This is a genomic window from Anaerotignum lactatifermentans DSM 14214 (genome assembly GCF_900142265.1).
Lineage (GTDB): Bacteria > Bacillota > Clostridia > Lachnospirales > Anaerotignaceae > Anaerotignum > Anaerotignum lactatifermentans.
Genome location: NZ_FRAH01000041.1, coordinates 1 through 16,654 on the forward strand (window position 1 = coordinate 1; position 16,654 = coordinate 16,654).

General features: G+C 47.7%; 15 protein-coding genes and 1 riboswitch. Of the genes, 6 read left to right on the top strand and 9 right to left on the bottom strand.

Translation table 11 applies throughout. The features are described from left to right. Positions 1–146 precede the first annotated feature (146 nt). From BUB35_RS11190 to BUB35_RS11230, 9 genes are all read right to left on the bottom strand, one after another. A complete protein-coding gene (locus BUB35_RS11190) occupies positions 147–1,157 on the bottom strand; it encodes a stalk domain-containing protein (RefSeq protein WP_072851801.1) in 1,011 nt (336 codons plus the stop codon). Between the two features lie 310 nt (positions 1,158–1,467). After that, complete coding sequence (locus BUB35_RS11195; RefSeq protein WP_072851804.1) at positions 1,468–1,887, bottom strand: aspartate carbamoyltransferase regulatory subunit; 420 nt, start codon at positions 1,885–1,887, stop codon at positions 1,468–1,470. Then, positions 1,887–2,804: an aspartate carbamoyltransferase gene (gene pyrB, locus BUB35_RS11200; protein ID WP_072851806.1), complete on the bottom strand. Its 918-nt coding sequence runs from the start codon at positions 2,802–2,804 to the stop codon at positions 1,887–1,889. Before pyrB ends, BUB35_RS11195 begins: the two co-directional genes overlap by 1 nt. After that, on the bottom strand, positions 2,801–3,448 hold the full coding sequence (gene pyrE, locus BUB35_RS11205; RefSeq protein WP_330391172.1) for an orotate phosphoribosyltransferase: 648 nt from the start codon (positions 3,446–3,448) through the stop codon (positions 2,801–2,803). The genes pyrB and pyrE overlap by 4 nt, the downstream gene beginning before the upstream one ends. Position 3,449: 1 nt before the next feature. Then, entirely contained in the window at positions 3,450–4,157 is a 708-nt protein-coding gene (gene pyrF / locus BUB35_RS11210; RefSeq protein ID WP_072851808.1) for an orotidine-5'-phosphate decarboxylase, read from the bottom strand. After that, positions 4,154–5,068: a dihydroorotate dehydrogenase gene (locus tag BUB35_RS11215; RefSeq protein ID WP_072851811.1), complete on the bottom strand. Its 915-nt coding sequence runs from the start codon at positions 5,066–5,068 to the stop codon at positions 4,154–4,156. Before BUB35_RS11215 ends, pyrF begins: the two co-directional genes overlap by 4 nt. Beyond that, positions 5,062–5,796 carry a dihydroorotate dehydrogenase electron transfer subunit gene (locus BUB35_RS11220; RefSeq protein WP_072851812.1) on the bottom strand — a complete coding sequence of 245 codons (735 nt, stop codon included), beginning with the start codon at positions 5,794–5,796 and terminating at the stop codon, positions 5,062–5,064. The genes BUB35_RS11215 and BUB35_RS11220 overlap by 7 nt, the downstream gene beginning before the upstream one ends. Positions 5,797–5,811: 15 nt before the next feature. Further along, positions 5,812–8,982 carry a carbamoyl-phosphate synthase large subunit gene (carB, locus tag BUB35_RS11225; RefSeq protein WP_072851814.1) on the bottom strand — a complete coding sequence of 1,057 codons (3,171 nt, stop codon included), beginning with the start codon at positions 8,980–8,982 and terminating at the stop codon, positions 5,812–5,814. Positions 8,983–9,038: 56 nt separating this feature from the next. Then, positions 9,039–10,328, bottom strand: a complete 1,290-nt coding sequence (locus tag BUB35_RS11230) for a dihydroorotase (RefSeq protein ID WP_242949241.1) — start codon at positions 10,326–10,328, stop codon at positions 9,039–9,041. Between the two features lie 169 nt (positions 10,329–10,497). Beyond that, positions 10,498–10,591, top strand: a riboswitch (ZMP/ZTP riboswitch). 234 nt (positions 10,592–10,825) lie between these two features. On the opposite strand from BUB35_RS11230, the gene purE reads away from it, so the two are divergent. The 6 genes from purE (at position 10,826) to purB (ending at position 16,652) form a co-directional block, all read left to right on the top strand. Further along, positions 10,826–11,320, top strand: coding sequence for a 5-(carboxyamino)imidazole ribonucleotide mutase (gene purE / locus BUB35_RS11235; protein WP_022255246.1), 495 nt, complete (start codon positions 10,826–10,828; stop codon positions 11,318–11,320). Positions 11,321–11,396: 76 nt separating this feature from the next. Next, on the top strand, positions 11,397–12,848 hold the full coding sequence (gene purF / locus BUB35_RS11240; protein ID WP_072851816.1) for an amidophosphoribosyltransferase: 1,452 nt from the start codon (positions 11,397–11,399) through the stop codon (positions 12,846–12,848). Continuing rightward, complete coding sequence (purM, locus tag BUB35_RS11245) at positions 12,832–13,869, top strand: phosphoribosylformylglycinamidine cyclo-ligase (protein WP_022255244.1); 1,038 nt, start codon at positions 12,832–12,834, stop codon at positions 13,867–13,869. Before purF ends, purM begins: the two co-directional genes overlap by 17 nt. Then, positions 13,863–14,471, top strand: a complete 609-nt coding sequence (purN, locus tag BUB35_RS11250) for a phosphoribosylglycinamide formyltransferase (RefSeq protein WP_072851817.1) — start codon at positions 13,863–13,865, stop codon at positions 14,469–14,471. Before purM ends, purN begins: the two co-directional genes overlap by 7 nt. A 5-nt stretch (positions 14,472–14,476) precedes the next feature. Further along, the gene (locus BUB35_RS11255; protein ID WP_054329512.1) at positions 14,477–15,196 is read left to right on the top strand and encodes an IMP cyclohydrolase; all 720 of its coding nucleotides are present in this window, start codon (positions 14,477–14,479) and stop codon (positions 15,194–15,196) included. A 19-nt stretch (positions 15,197–15,215) separates the two neighbouring features. Next, positions 15,216–16,652, top strand: coding sequence for an adenylosuccinate lyase (gene purB / locus BUB35_RS11260; RefSeq protein WP_072851818.1), 1,437 nt, complete (start codon positions 15,216–15,218; stop codon positions 16,650–16,652). The last annotated feature ends 2 nt before the right edge of the window (positions 16,653–16,654 follow it).

The following is a 16,654-nucleotide window of genomic DNA, read 5'->3' on the forward strand; positions in this document are numbered from 1 at the left end:
GTATATCGTTTATTTGGTACTCCTTTTGGCATAAAAATCACCCCACTTGTTATTCAGTATATCATACTGTCTAACAAATGGGGTGCAGTTCATTGCAAGGATTCCGGCTATATTTATTTTCTTATGAAGCGGGATTTGATATCTGTTTATGTATAGGTGATAAAATCTTTGTCAATGCGTACGGTTTGTGTTTCGGCATCCCAAGTGATTTCGTTGTTGCGTATACCGCAGATGTTTGCCGCATCTCGCAGGGAAAGGAAGGTTCTCCCATCTTTTTCCGTGGCAGGTTCACGCAGCGCAAGAGTTTGTCCGTGGAAAGACGCTGTTTGGCTGCCCAGAGGAATTTCTGCCAGAAGATCATGCCAGAGGTCTGCTGTATAGAGACATGCTGTATTTCTTTCCTTGTCCCATTCCACTTCCAGATTGGGCAGTGCTGTCGCCAGTTCTCGAAGTGGCAGCATGACATAGCCATTTTCAGAAACATAGGGAGATACCCGAACAGATTTTTCAATGCCGTTGACGGTGAGGGTGTTGGTGTTGAGGGAAAGACAAATCTGCTGGGAATCAATTTGAGCGTTAGGATAAAATTGTTCCAGAACGATGAAATCTTCTTTCAAAACCTGCATTTCCTGCTCCAGCCTGTCATCCGGGACGGAATCAGAAAAAGCCACATAAAGATGGTGTTCCTGCAGGATGGCTTTTTTTTGTGGGTTTTGCTGCAAAGAAAGGTCTGCCAGCGTAAAAGATTCTAGTTTGTCTGGATCACTTTTGTGAATTTTTACGATCAGATTATCATTTTCTGTCCAATAAGTAAGGGTGACACCATCTGCAGTCAGCGTTTGTTCACCTTCCACCACAAAGGAAAGCCGGTTTTGAAAGGTGTCCTGGTGAGCAGTGCCTTCGGGAGCTGCATAATCAAAAGGTTCGTGACTGACAGCAAAGGTATATTCCGGATAGTCAGTAAAACTGCTCGGCGTCGTTTCGCTGATGGTAATGGGCGCTAAGGTAACTGGTTCGCTCATAGGAAACAGGATGGAAGTTCTGGATTTGGCGGAGATGGGCATAGATGCCTGTGGCGTTTCTGCGGCAGAACCAGTGGTTGGAAAAAGCAATATGGACATAGACAGTATAGAAGATATCAAAAATATTTTTTTCATAGAAGCCCCTCCTATTTGATATGTTTGGCAACCCAGTCATAATATCTCAATATATTTCTATTGTAGGACATTTTGATTCTGCTCGTCTATGGCGTGATGTTACAAAATCAGAGATGGAAAACGTACAGATTGTATAGAAATCAAAAAGACCACGCCTCAAGTAACTTCCCCTTAAGAAAACATTTTGAATCAAATTTCAAAAAATAAGAAAGCTGGAATCCTTTGTATTAAGATGATTTCAGCTTTCCTTGTTTTCTTATGAAGATGCTCCTAAAAGGAGTGGTCTTTTTTCAAAAGATACGGTTGTATCTTATTTTTTTGCTTCGCTTTCGCAGTACAGGCAACGGTAAGTGCCTTTTTCTCTGTCTGTCAGCTTAAAGATATGGTCGATTTCCTGTTCCACTGTAGTGATGCAGCGGGGATTTTTGCAGAAAATAACGTTTGTAATCTGTTCGGGCAGTTCAGGATGGAATTTTTTCACGCGTTTGCCGTCCTGAATGATGCTGATGGTCATGTTGGGGTCCATATAGCCCAGTACGCCCAGATCCATGTTCAGCACGCTGTCGATTTTGATGATGTCTTTCTTGCCCATTTTCTGGCTGTTTACATTGCGCAGGATGGCAACGGAGCAGTCCAGTTCATCCAGATGCAGGAAATGATACAGTTCCATGCCTTTGCCGGCTTTGATATGGTCAATGACAATGCCGTTTTGGATTTCGTCGATATGCATTACACTTCCACCCCCAGTAATTTCAGAATCAGTGCCATACGGATATATTTGCCGTTGTGTGCCTGTTTGAAGTAGCATGCGCGGCTGTCGTTATCCACACTGGTGGCGATTTCGTTGACACGGGGCAAGGGATGCAGGATGCAAAGATCTTCTTTTGCGTTTTTCAGCTTGTCCAGTGTCAGGATATAGCTGTCTTTCAAACGAATGTAGTCCGCTTCGTTGAAGAAACGTTCCCGCTGTACTCTTGTCATGTACAGAATGTCCAGTTTGGGCATAACTGCTTCCAGATCCTGTGTTTCTTCGTAGGACATGCCTTTTTTCTCCAGTACATCATGAATGATGTAAGAAGGCAGGCTCAGTTCTTCGGGAGAAATCAGCACGAAGTGGATGCCTGTGTAACGGGACAGGGCATGAATCAGGGAATGTACGGTACGACCGAATTTCAGGTCGCCGCACAGACCAACGGTCAGGTTATCAAAATGCCCTTTTTCTCTGTGGATGGTCAGCAGGTCTGTCAGTGTCTGTGTGGGGTGGTTATGACCGCCGTCACCAGCATTGATGATGGGCACGGGAGAGTGCATGGAAGCCACCATAGGTGCCCCTTCTTTGGGATGACGCATAGCGATGATATCTGCATAGCAGCCTACCACACGTACGGTATCTGCAACGCTTTCCCCTTTGGATGCAGAGCTGCTGTTTGCTTCGGAAAAGCCCAGCACACTGCCGCCCAGTTCCAACATAGCCGCTTCAAAGCTCAGGCGGGTTCTGGTAGAGGGTTCAAAAAAGAGGGTAGCCAGTTTTTTTCTGCGGCAAGCGTCGCAGTATTTATCGGGATTGGCGATGATGTCACATGCGGTGGCAATCAATTCGTCGATTTCCTGTACAGTCAGGTCAGTAATATCGATCAGATTTCTCATTTCACATCAGTCCTCCAGCTTTCATCACTGGGATTGTTGCGGAAAGCGATCAGTCTCGCGATGTCAGATTCTTTGATGTAGCCTTCTTCAGCAGCTACTTCAGCAACAGCGTCAAAGTTGGACAGGCTGACATTTTTTACATTTGCTTCTGCCAGACGATCCAGACCTTTCTGCATGCCGTAAGTAAAGATGCTCACGATACCCAGTACGTCTGCACCTGCTTCACGCAGTACGTTTACAACTTCGATGGCGCTGCCTGCTGTGGAGATCAGGTCTTCCACAACAACAACTTTCTGACCTTTTTCCAGTTTGCCTTCGATCTGGTTGTGTCTGCCGTGGTCTTTGTGGCCGGAACGTACATAGCCCATAGGCAGACCCATGATGTGACCAACGATCGCAGCATGAGCGATACCTGCTGTGCTTGTACCCATGAGAACTTCACAGTCGGGATATTCTGCTTTGATGGTTTCTGCCAGTGCGTTTTCTACGCGAGTACGCACTTCAGGTGCTGTCAGTGTCAGACGGTTGTCACAGTAAATGGGGCTTTTGATGCCGCTTGCCCAGGTGAAAGGTTCTTCGGGACGCAGGAAAACAGCGCCGATGGATAACAGGTCTTTTGCAATCTGTTTTTTCATATTTGTCATATTACTTTTCGCCTCCTAAAAATTCAGAAACACATCTTCTATAAGCAGCGACAGGGTCGTCTGCCTGTGTGATAGGTCTGCCTACAACGATGTAGTCAGAACCGATTTCTCTTGCTTTTGCAGGGGTGGTGATTCTTACCTGATCCCCTTTATCCCCATCGGCAAAACGTACGCCGGGGGTTACTGTCAAAAAGTCTTTGCCGCAAACGTCTTTTACTTTTCCTGCTTCCAGAGGGGAGCAAACAACGCCGTCCAGACCTGCGATTTTTGCGTTTGCTGCATAGTGCATAACAACTTCATCCAGAGGTTTGTCGATGAGCAGATCGTTCTGCATACGTTCTTCGCTGGTGGATGTGAGCTGTGTTACAGCGATCAGCAGGGGACGTGTACCGTCGGGGCGTGTCAGACCTTCCAGACCTGCTTCCATCATAGCGATGGTGCCGCCGGCATGTACGTTGCACATGTCAACATCCAGACGGGACAGGACTGCCATAGCTTTTTTTACGGTGTTGGGAATATCGTGCAGCTTCAGATCCAGGAAGATTTTATGACCTCTTGCCTTGATTTCTCTTACGATTTCGGGACCTTCTGCATAGAACAGTTCCATACCGATTTTCAGGAAGGGTTTTTCTTCTGTGAAGCGATCCAGAAAGGCATACAGGTCTTCTTTGCTGTTGAAGTCACAAGCGATGATGACATCTCTGTTCATTTGTGAGCACCTCCAATGATTTCATTCAGATCTTTGATACCATACTGCTCCATGACGCGGGGCAGGTCTTCGATGATGTTTTTGCATGCGAAGGGGTCTACCAGATTGGCTGCGCCTACCTGTACGGCAGTAGCGCCTGCCAGCATCATTTCGATAACGTCTTCCGCAGAAGAAACACCGCCCATACCAATGACAGGGATGTTTACAGCTTCCGCTACCTGATATACCATGCGGACAGCCACAGGGAAGATGGCGCTGCCGGAGAAACCACCCATTTTGTTGGCGATAACAGGGCGTTTTGTTTTCAGGTCGATACGCATGCCCATCATGGTGTTGATGAGGCTGATGCCGTCTGCGCCTGCTTCTTCACATGCTTTTGCAACAGCCGCAATGTCTGTTACATTGGGGCTCAGTTTGATGTAAACGGGTTTTGTGGTCACTGCCTTTACGGCTCTGGTCACTTCTGCCGCCGCTTCAGGGCTGGTGCCGAATGCCATGCCGCCGTGATGTACGTTGGGGCAGCTGACATTGACTTCGATGATGCCAACCTGGTCTTCTTTGTCGATGCGTTCGCAGCAGTAAGCGTATTCGTCAACGGAAAAACCGCTGATGTTGGCAATGACAGGTTTATGGAAGCACTTGCGCATTTTAGGCAGTTCTTCGGAAATGACTTTGTCAATGCCGGGGTTCTGAAGCCCTACGGAGTTGATCAGCCCTGCAGTGCATTCCGCAATACGGGGGGTAGGGTTGCCGAAACGAGGTTCTCTGGTTGTTCCTTTGAAAGAGAAGGAACCCAGAATGTTGATATCATACAGTTCCGCAAATTCGTAGCCATAGCCGAAAGTACCGCTGGCGGGAATCACGGGGTTATCCAGCGTAATGCCGCTGAGTGTTACTTTTGTGTTTACCACTTGATTTCCTCCTTTTCCAGTACAGGACCGTCTTTGCAGATACGTTTGTTGCCGTATTTTGTTTCACAGCTGCATCCCATGCAAGCGCCGAAGCCGCAGCCCATGCGTTCTTCAAAGCTGAGCTGACCGCTGGTTTCTGTCACATCAGAAAGGGCTTTCAGCATGGGTTCGGGACCGCAGGTGTAGAAATAAGTGTAGTCTTTCAGTGTTTTTACAACGTCTGTGACAAAGCCTTTTGTGCCTAGAGAGCCGTCTGCAGTTGCTACATGAACGGGTACGCCAAGGGCGCGGAATTCGTCGATATAGAAGGCTTCCGCTTTGGTGTTGAAGCCCAGAATCACTTCAGGCTTTTTGCCTTCTTCCAGCAGATTTTTTGCCAGACGGTACATGGGAGGAACCCCTACGCCGCCGCCGATGAGCAAGGGGTGCATACCGCTTTTGCTGGTGTCATAGCCGTTTCCAAGACCTGTCAGGATGTCCAGCTGTTTGCCGGCTGCCAGTGTGGAAAGGTACTGTGTGCCTTTGCCCACCACTTTGTAAAGGATGGTCAGAGTTTTTTCGTTGTAGTCACATACGGAAATGGGACGACGCAGGAAAAAACCGTCCAGTTTGATATTCACGAACTGACCGGAAGCGGTGATGGCAGAGGTATCCCCTGCCAAAACCATTTTCAATACTGTGTCGGTCAGATGCTGATTGCTTTTTACAGTAAAGATAGACTGCTTCACGACGTACCTCCTAGATTATGCGTCGATGGTAGAGATGCAAAGTGTTGTTTCTTCCAGAACATCCAGCAGAACACGAACAGTATCCAGTGTTGTGAACATAGTTACGTTGTTTTCTACAGCGCACTGACGGATTTCCCAGCCATCGCTGTTCTGCATGTCGTTGATGTCTCTGGTGTTGATGACATAGCTTACATAGCCGTGACGGATGGATTCGATGATTTCATCGCTGCCGTCGCTGATTTTTGCTCTGACTCTTGTACGGATGCCATGTTCTTTCAGGAAGTCAGCTGTGCCTTTTGTTGCTTCGATGTTGAAGCCCAGTTCGTAGAAACGACGGATCAGAGGCAGTGCTTCTTCTTTGTCTTTGTCTGCGATGGTAGCAAATACGGTACCGTAGTTCAGGATGTTCATGCCGGAAGCCTGCAGAGCTTTATACAGCGCGCGGTTCAGTTTGTTGTCGTAACCGATTGCTTCCCCTGTGGACTTCATTTCGGGGGACAGGTAAGTGTCCATACCGTGCAGTTTGGAGAAGGAGAATGCGGGAACTTTTACATACCATCTGTTCTTTTCGTCGGGGTAGATGCCGAAGATGCCCTGTTCTTTCAGAGTCTTGCCCAGGATTACCAGTGTTGCGATGTCTGCCAGAGAGTAACCTGTTGCTTTGGACAGGAAAGGTACTGTTCTGGAGGAACGAGGGTTCACTTCGATTACGTATACATCGTCGTTCTTATCCACGATGAACTGGATGTTGAACAGACCGCGGATACCGATGCCCAGACCCAGTTTCTTGGTGTATTCCAGGATGGTGCCTTTTGCTTTTGCGGATACGCTGAAGGTAGGGTATACGCTGATGGAGTCACCGGAGTGTACGCCAGTTCTTTCTACATGTTCCATGATACCGGGAACGAATACATCGTAACCGTCGCATACTGCGTCTACTTCCAGTTCTTTGCCTTCGATATATTTGTCAACCAGTACAGGCTGGTCTTCGTTGATTTTAACGGCTGTTTTCAGGTATGTGCGCAGGGATTCTTCGTTGGCAACGATCTGCATTGCACGACCGCCCAGAACGTAGCTGGGGCGAACCAGTACGGGATAGCCGATTTCTTCTGCTGCTTTTACACCGTCTTCGATGTTTGTAACTGCCTGACCCTTAGGCTGAGGGATGTGCAGTTCTTCCATGATTTTTTCAAAGGAATCTCTGTTTTCTGCTCTTTCGATAGCAGCAACGTCTGTACCGATGATTTTTACGCCGCGTTCCATCAGAGGCTGCGCCAGGTTGATAGCTGTCTGACCGCCCAGAGAAGCGATAACGCCCAGAGGCTGTTCCAGTTCTACGATGTTCATAACGTCTTCTGTTGTCAGAGGTTCGAAGTACAGCTTGTCGCTGGTTGTGTAGTCTGTGGATACAGTTTCAGGGTTGTTGTTGATGATGATGGATTCATAACCATACTGTTTGATGGTTGTTACAGCGTGTACTGTGGAGTAGTCGAATTCGACACCCTGACCGATACGGATAGGACCGGAACCCAGTACGATGATTTTCTTCTTGTCGCTCAGGCGGGATTCATTGCCTTCTTCGTATGTGGAGTAGAAGTAAGGGATGTAGCCGCCGCAGCCGCTTGTTTCGATCATTTTGTAAACGGGGAACATTTTCTGTTCTTTTCTCAGGTTGAATACTTCAACTTCTTTCCAGTTCCACAGTTTTGCGATGAATTTATCGGAGAAGCCCATTTTCTTCGCTTTTGCCAGAATTTCAACGTTGCCAACGTTTTCAGCCAGAACTGTTTCGTAGTCAACGATATTTTTCATTACTTCCAGGAAGTATTTTGTAATCTTAGTTGCTTCGAAGATGTCATCCAGAGATACACCGTTGCGGATCAGCTGTGCGATGGCATAGATTCTGTCATCGGGGCTTTTAGCGATGTAGTCTAGCAGTTCTTCGTTAGGTGTGTTGTCAAATTTGTCCATGTACAGGTGGCAAACACCGATTTCCAGAGAGCGGATGGATTTCAGCAGGCATTCTTCGATGGTTCTGCCGATACCCATAACTTCGCCAGTTGCTTTCATCTGTGTGCCCAGTGTGTTTGCTGCTGTAGCAAATTTGTCGAAGGGGAAACGAGGCATTTTTGCTACGATGTAGTCCAGTGCGGGTTCGAAGTTTGCGTTTGTTTCGGAAATCTTGATTTCGTCCAGTGTCATACCAACAGCGATTTTAGCTGTTACACGTGCGATGGGGTAACCGCTTGCTTTGGATGCCAGTGCGGAAGAACGAGATACACGAGGGTTCACTTCGATCAGATAGTATTTGGAGGAGTTGGGGTCCAGTGCGAACTGTACGTTACAACCACCTTCGATTTTCAGCGCGCGGATGATTTTCAGAGCGCTGTCACGCAGCATGTTGAAGTCTGCATCGCTCAGTGTCAGGATAGGAGCCACAACGATGGAGTCACCTGTGTGTACACCAACGGGGTCGATATTTTCCATACCGCAGATGGTGATGGCGTGGTCTGTACCGTCACGCATTACTTCGAATTCGATTTCTTTGTAGCCTTTTACGCTCTTTTCTACCAGTACCTGGTGTACGGGAGAGAGTTTCAGGGCGTTTTCCATGATTTCTACCAGTTCGGTTTCGTTGTTTGCAAAACCGCCGCCTGTGCCGCCCAGTGTGAATGCGGGACGCAGTACAACGGGGTAGCCGATTTCTTTTGCAGCGTCGATGGCTTCTTCAACGGAGTATGTGATGATGGAAGGAATTACGGGTTCGCCGATTTCCTGGCAGAGTTCTTTGAACAGTTCTCTGTCTTCAGCGCGTTCGATACTGTCGCAGCTTGTGCCCAGCAGTTCAACCTGGCATTCTCTCAGAACGCCTTTCTTTTCCAGCTGCATTGCCAGATTCAGACCTGTCTGACCGCCGATACCGGGAACGATGGCGTCGGGACGTTCATAACGCAGGATTTTTGCAACATATTCCAGTGTCAGGGGTTCCATGTAAACCTTGTCTGCAATGGTTGTGTCTGTCATGATGGTAGCGGGGTTGGAGTTTACCAGCACGACTTCATAGCCTTCTTCTTTCAGGGCAAGGCAAGCCTGTGTGCCTGCATAGTCAAATTCGGCAGCCTGTCCGATCACGATGGGGCCGGAGCCGATAATCAGAATTTTTTTGAGGTCAGTTCTCTTTGGCATATTGTAATTCCTCCTTAAGAATTATATATATAAAATTTCCTAGTTACCTGAATTTATTATAATATGGTTGTTTTCCGGCTGTCCAGATTTTCTTCCCATACAGGAATCCCTTTGTACATGGTCAGTTTACATCTGCCGGATACTTCCCAGCCGGTGAAGGGTGTGCTTTTGCCCATGGAGCAGAACTCCGCAGGGTCAATGGTGTATGTTTCGTTCAGATCGTACACAGTCAGGTTGGCAGGCATGCCAACAGCAAGAGGTGTGCCGATGCCGAATCGCTTGGACGGATTTGTGTGCATCAAATCGATGAGCATTTTTAAGGTAAGAACTCCTTTTTTCACCAGATTGGTATACAAAATAGGGAAGGCTGTTTCCAGTCCGACAATACCCATCATGCTCTTTGCCAGACCTTTGCTTTTTTCCTCAGCGGAGTGAGGGGCATGGTCGGTGGCAATCATGTCGATGGTGCCGTCCAGAATGCCTGCGATGAGGGCATCCTGATCTGCTTTGCTGCGCAGAGGGGGATTCATTTTGAATCTGCCGTCCTCCTGCAAGTCCATATCAGTCAGTACCAGATAATGAGGACCTGTTTCGCAGGAAACGGGAAGCCCTTCTTTTTTCGCCTGACGGATCAGTTCCACGCCTTCTTTGGTGGAGATGTGGCAGACGTGATAGTCACATCCTGTTTCTCTTACCAAAGCGATGTCGCGCTCGATCTGCTTCCATTCACTTTCGGAGCAGATACCTTTGTGTCCGTGCTGCGCACAATATTCGCCTGCATGAATATAGCCGCCATTGAGCAGTTCATTGACTTCGCAGTGTGCGGCTACCATTTTGTCAAGTTGTTTGATTTTTTTCATCGCCTGGCGCATCATTTCGTCACTTTGTACACCTCGTCCATCATCGGAAAAGGCACAAACATGAGGTGCCAGTGCATCAAAATCCGCAAGAGCTTCGCCTTTTTCACCATAAGTGATGGCACCATAAGGCAGGACTTCAATCAAAGCGGTTTTTTCGATGGCTTCCAGCTGAGGTGCCAGTGTTTCGGCACAATCGGGCACTGGATTCAGGTTTGGCATCGCACAAATGGTGGTGTAACCGCCGTGTGCTGCCGCCTGTGTACCGGTACGGATGGTCTCTTTATAAAAAAATCCCGGTTCTCTCAGATGCGTATGAACATCAATGAAACCGGGAAAGATAGCGAAACCTTCCAAATCGAAAACAACGCTGCCTTTTGTGGGTGTGGCGGAAGAAATATCGGTAATGATACCATTGTTGACAAATACGTTGGATTTTACAAATTCGCCCTGCATAAATACGTTTGCATTGGATAAAATGTAGTTCAATGTATTTCTCTCCTTTCTTCTGTCTGCATGGTTGTTATATATTTCTTTACAAATTGTCAGTAGTATATCATAGGGATTTGGCTCTGTCAAGCATTTCTTTTGGGGAAAATTCTTTCCCCTTCATTGACAGGAAATTGGAAAATGTGTTAGACTGAACTTGTCAAATAAAGCGGTTTTCTGTAACTGACGGATTGGTGGGAGACCACAGGGGAGCAGAAAATCGGAATTTTTTCTAAGCAGTGCAGTACTGCCTGGCGGATATTTTTATGAATGCCGGGCTTAACAGAATTTCTTCGGTCTGTTTCTTCTGCATGATGGTGGTCGGCGGTGTTTTTGATGCATGGAAATATCGCTTTTTTGCTGTCAATGAGGAGAAAAGAAGGAAAGCGTGCTGCTTTTTGTCGACCGTCTGGGCAGTCCTGTTTCCGCCAAGGAATCAGACTGTCCTTTTTTGCGTCTGCAAAAGGAATTTGTATTATTTTTGAGGAGGTTTATCCATGAAAAAAATCGGTATTGTAATGGGCAGCGACAGTGATCTTCCTGTATTGGAAAAGGCAATGACAACACTGGACAAATTTGGTGTGCCTTATGAAGTGCATGTATATTCTGCACATAGAACACCTGTAGAAGCAAAAGAGTTTGCACAGCAGGCAAGAGCAAATGGCTTTGGTGCCATCATCGCGGCAGCAGGCAAGGCAGCTCATCTGGCAGGCGCCATTGCAGCCAACACAACATTGCCTGTCATCGGCATTCCTGTAAAATCCTCTACACTGGACGGTCTGGATGCACTGCTTTCTACCGTACAGATGCCCGGCGGTATTCCCGTTGCAACTGTAGCCATTGACGGCGCAGAAAATGCGGCTCTGCTGGCAATTCAGGTACTGGGTGCATCTGATGCGGAACTGGCAGCAAAACTGGATGCAGCCAGAGCAGAAGCAGCAGCAAAAGTACTGGAAAAGAACAAAGCAGTGGAAGCAAAATACAACCACTGATACCATACATACGAAATAAACACAGATACAAAAGAACCCCTGTCAGAAAAGACAGGCGGAACAAGGAGCTGGAAAAATGAATAAGATCCATGAAGAATGCGGCGTTTTTGGTGTATATGCCAAGGAGAAAACATCCGTTGCATCTACGGCATATTACGGTTTGTTTGCCCTGCAGCATCGGGGACAGGAAAGCTGTGGGATTGTAGTCAACGACAAGGGCGTGTTCACATATCATAAGGACGGCGGTCTGGTCAATGATGTGTTTACCCCAGCAGTGATGGAGCATCTGGGGGAAGGGAACATGGCAGTGGGTCATGTGCGCTATGGTACAACAGGCGGCGGTGGCAGAATCAATGCCCAGCCCATCGTTGTGAACCATGTGAAAGGCGCGATGGCTCTGGCACATAACGGCAATCTGGTCAATTCCTTTGAACTGCGGCGGGAACTGGAGCTGGAAGGTTCCATTTTCCACACCACCAGCGATACAGAAGTCATTTCCTACATCATCACCAAGGAACGGCTGAAAGCACCTTCCATCGAGGAGGCGGTTAATCAGGCAATGTATCGCATCAAAGGGGCTTACTCTCTGGTGGTTATGTCTGCCACAAAAATGATTGCGGCAAGAGATCCTCATGGATTCCATCCTCTCTGCTATGGTGTCACAAAAGAAGGGACTTACGTCATTGCATCGGAAACATGCGCGCTGGATGCAGTCAGCGCAGCCTTTGTGCGGGATGTAGAACCTGGTGAAATCGTGGTTTTTGACGGCGATGAAATCCGTACCATTTCCGACCATATGGGTGAAGCAGAGAAGCATTTGTGTATTTTTGAACATATTTATTTTTCCAGACCCGATTCCAGAATCGACGGCGTCAGTGTACACCGTGCCAGAGTAACGGCAGGTGCCTGTCTTGCCATGGAACATCCCGTACAGGCGGATGTTGTCATTGGTGTGCCGGATTCCGGTATCGACGCAGCCATTGGATATGCCAGACAGTCCGGCATTCCTTATGGCATGGGATTTATCAAGAACAAATATATCGGTCGTACCTTTATCGCGCCGGGACAAAAGGCGAGAGAGGATAAAGTAAAGATCAAGCTGAATGTAATATCAGAAACCATCAGGGGAAAACGTGTGGTTATGGTGGACGACTCCATTGTCAGAGGCACCACCTCCGCAAGAATCGTCAAACTGCTGCGGGAAGCAGGGGCAAAAGAAGTCCATGTCCGTTCTTCCGCACCGCCGTTTTTATTCCCTTGTTATTACGGAACAGACGTGGATTCCCAGGAAAACCTCATTGCGGTGAATCATACCATGGATGAGATTCGGGATATCATCGGTGCGGACAGCATCGGCTATCTGAATCTGGACCATTTGGGCATGCTCATGGGCACTCCCAAGGGCTGCGGATATTGTGCCGCCTGCTTTGATGGGAATTATCCCACAGAAGTTCCCACAGAAACGTGCAAGAACAGATTTGAAGGCAAGCTGAGCGAAAGGAGCAACAATCATGAAAAGTCAAAGTGAAAGCTATAAAGCTGCAGGTGTGGATATTACCGCTGGGTATCAGGCAGTGGAACTGATGAAAAAACATATTGCAAGAACCGTAACAGCAGGTGCAATGTCCGATATCGGCGGTTTTGGCGGTCTGTTTGAAATGGATCTGACAGGCATCACAAAACCCGTACTGGTAAGCGGTACTGACGGCGTTGGTACAAAACTGAAACTGGCGTTTTTGATGGACAAACATGATACAGTAGGTATCGACTGTGTAGCTATGTGTGTCAACGACATCATTTGCTGCGGCGCAAAACCTCTGTTCTTCCTGGACTATATTGCCGTAGGCAAAAACTTCCCTGAAAAAGTAGCAGCCATTGTTTCCGGCGTAGCAGAAGGCTGTGTACAGTCCGGCGCTGCTTTGATCGGCGGTGAAACAGCAGAAATGCCCGGTTTCTATCCCGAAGATGAATACGATCTGGCTGGTTTTGCAGTAGGCGTTGTTGACAAAGATAAAATCCTGGACAACAAAACCATGGAAGCTGGCGACGTTGTCATCGCACTGCCTTCCAGCGGTGTACACTCCAACGGTTTCTCTCTGGTTCGCCGTGTATTTGATGTGGAAAATGCAGACATCAAAACACCTCTGGCAGAACTGGGCGGTAAATCCCTGGGCGAAACATTGCTGGCACCTACAAAAATCTATGTAAAACCCATGCTGGCACTGTTCGAAGAAGTGAAAGTAAAAGCAGTTTCTCATATCACAGGCGGCGGCTTCTATGAAAACATCCCCAGAAGCATCCCCAAAGGCTTTGGTGCAAAAATCGACAAGAGCGCACTGCGTATTCCTCCCATCTTCAAACTGTTGGCGGAAAAAGGCAACATTCCCGAACGTGACATGTTCAACACATTCAACATGGGCGTTGGCATGAGCGTTGTGGTTGCCAAAGCAGATGCGGAAAAAGCACTGGAAATCCTGAAAGCAAACGGTGAAGACGCTTACATCATGGGCGAAATCATTCCTTCTGAGGAGGGCGTGGTGATATGCTGAAAACAAAAATCGCAGTTTTTGTTTCCGGCGGCGGCACCAATTTGCAGGCATTGATTGATGCCCAGAAAAGCGGCATCCTGCAAAGCGGCGAAATCGCCTTGGTACTTGCCAGCAACCATAAGGCTTATGCCCTGACAAGAGCGGCGGAAAACAACATTCCTTCCGTTGTGGTTGTCAGAAAGGAATTCGATTCCCAGCTGGCTTATGAAGAAAAGGTTAAAGAAGTCCTGAAAGAATATGGCATTGAACTGATTGTTCTGGCAGGCTTCATGTCCATTCTCAGTGAAAACTTTACTTCCGCTTTCCCTAAGCGGATTATCAATATCCACCCCTCTTTGATCCCTTCTTTCTGCGGAAAAGGGTATTATGGCCTGAAAGTCCACGAAGCGGCTTTGGCTTATGGGGTGAAGGTAACAGGGGCAACGGTGCATTATGTCAATGAAATCCCCGACGGCGGCGAAATTCTCATGCAGAAAGCCGTTGAGGTCAAAGATGGAGATACACCGGAAGTGCTCCAGCGCCGTGTCATGGAGGAAGCGGAATGGATTCTGCTGCCCCGTGCCACAGAGCAGGTTTCCAAAGAATTGCAGAAAGGAAGATAATTTTCATGGATATTTACAGAAAAGATTCTATGGCTACACTGGTGAAAGATAACGCTTATGTGGGCAGAGGCATTGTCATCGGCAAAACAGCAGATGCCAAAAAAGCGGCAGTGGCTTACTTCATCATGGGCCGCAGCGAAAACAGCCGTAACCGTGTGTTCATTGAAAAAGGCGACGAAGTCATCATCGAACCCTTTGATGTTTCCAAAGTGGAAGATCCTTCCCTGATCATCTATTCTCCTATCAAAAAATGGGAAAACAAACTGATCGTTACAAACGGCGACCAGACAGACACCGTTTATGACTTCATCAAAGATGGCAAAACATTTGAAGAAGCGCTGGAAACAAGAGAATTTGAACCTGACGCACCTAACTTTACACCCAGAATCAGCGGTATGCTCACATTCGGGGAAAAGGATTTCGCATACAAAATGAGTATCCTGAAAAGCGCAGACGCAGAAGGCAGCGCATGCAACCGCTACACCTTCTCCTATGCTGCAACAGCAGGTCTGGGTCACTTCATCCATACTTACGCTTGCGACGGCAACCCCCTGCCTACATTCCAGGGTGAACCCGAACGTGTGGCAATCCCCGATGACATCGACACATTCCTGAATGAAATCTGGGAAAACCTGAACGAACAGAACAAAATCTCCATTTATGTTCGCTACATCGACCTGGAAACAGGCGCTGTGGAAAACAGAATGATCAACAAAAACAAATAAATCAAAAGAGGAGTACAGGATGCACGAAAACAAGGAAATTTATATTTCACCTTTTTCTACCCGTTATGCCAGCAAGGAAATGCAGGAAGTATTTTCTGAACAGTTCAAATTCCGCACATGGCGCAGACTTTGGATCGCATTGGCACGGGCGGAAAAAGCATTGGGTTTGGATATTACAGAGGAACAGATTGCACAGATGGAGGCGTTCAAAGACGACGTCAATTACGAAGTGGCGGAAGAAAGAGAACGAATCGTTCGCCATGACGTTATGAGCCATGTGTATGCCTATGGGAAACAGTGTCCTGCGGCAGAACCTATCATCCATCTGGGCGCAACCAGCTGTTATGTAGGGGATAATACAGACATTATCATTCTGCGGAAGGCTTCCGAAATCATTTTGAAGAAAGCGGCGCAGGTGCTGAAAAACCTGTCTGATTTCGCTATGGAATATAAGGACATGCCTTGCCTTGCTTATACACACTTGCAGCCTGCACAGCTGACTACCGTGGGCAAACGTGCGGCTCTGTGGATGTATGAACTTTCTCAGGATGTGCTGGAACTGGAGCATCGTCTGGACAAGCTGCTGCTTTTGGGTTCCAAGGGCACCACAGGCACACAGGCAAGCTTTATGGAGCTTTTTGACGGTGATGAGGAAAAAATCAAGAAAATGGAGACCATGATTGCCGATGAAATGGGATTCCCCGGCGTGGTTCCCGTTTCCGGTCAGACTTATTCCAGAAAGGTAGACGCTTATTTCCTCTCTGTTCTGTCCGGCTTTGCCCAGAGCGCATATAAATTCTCCAATGACATGCGTATTTTGCAGTCCTTCGAGGAAATGGAAGAGCCTTTTGAAAAGAATCAGATCGGTTCTTCCGCAATGCCTTACAAACGCAATCCCATGCGCAGTGAGCGTATTTCCGCTCTGGCAAGATATGTCATTGTAGATTCTCTGAATCCGGCTCTGACAGCAGGAACCCAGTGGTTTGAACGTACTCTGGATGACTCAGCAAATAAACGTGTTTCCATTGCGGAAGCGTTTCTGGCAGTAGATGCTATTTTAAATATTTATATCAACGTGACAGGCGGCATTGTGGTCTATGATAAGGTTGTCAACCGCCGTGTCATGGAAAAACTGCCTTTTATGGCAACAGAAAACATCCTGATGCAGTCTGTGAAAAAAGGCGGCAACAGACAGGAACTTCACGAACGTCTGCGTACCCATTCCCATGGGGCAGCGGCAAAAGTGAAACTGGAAGGCGGCGCAAACGACCTGATTCAGCGCATTGTGGACGATCCTGCATTCCCTCTGACAGAAGAGGAAATCTATGCGGAACTAGACCCCAAGCGTTATATCGGCAGATGCGCCTCTCAGGTGGAAGAACTGGTGACGTATACCATCCAGCCCATTTTGCAGCGGTGGCATGACGGCGAAATCCAGGCAGAATTGAAGGTTTGAAA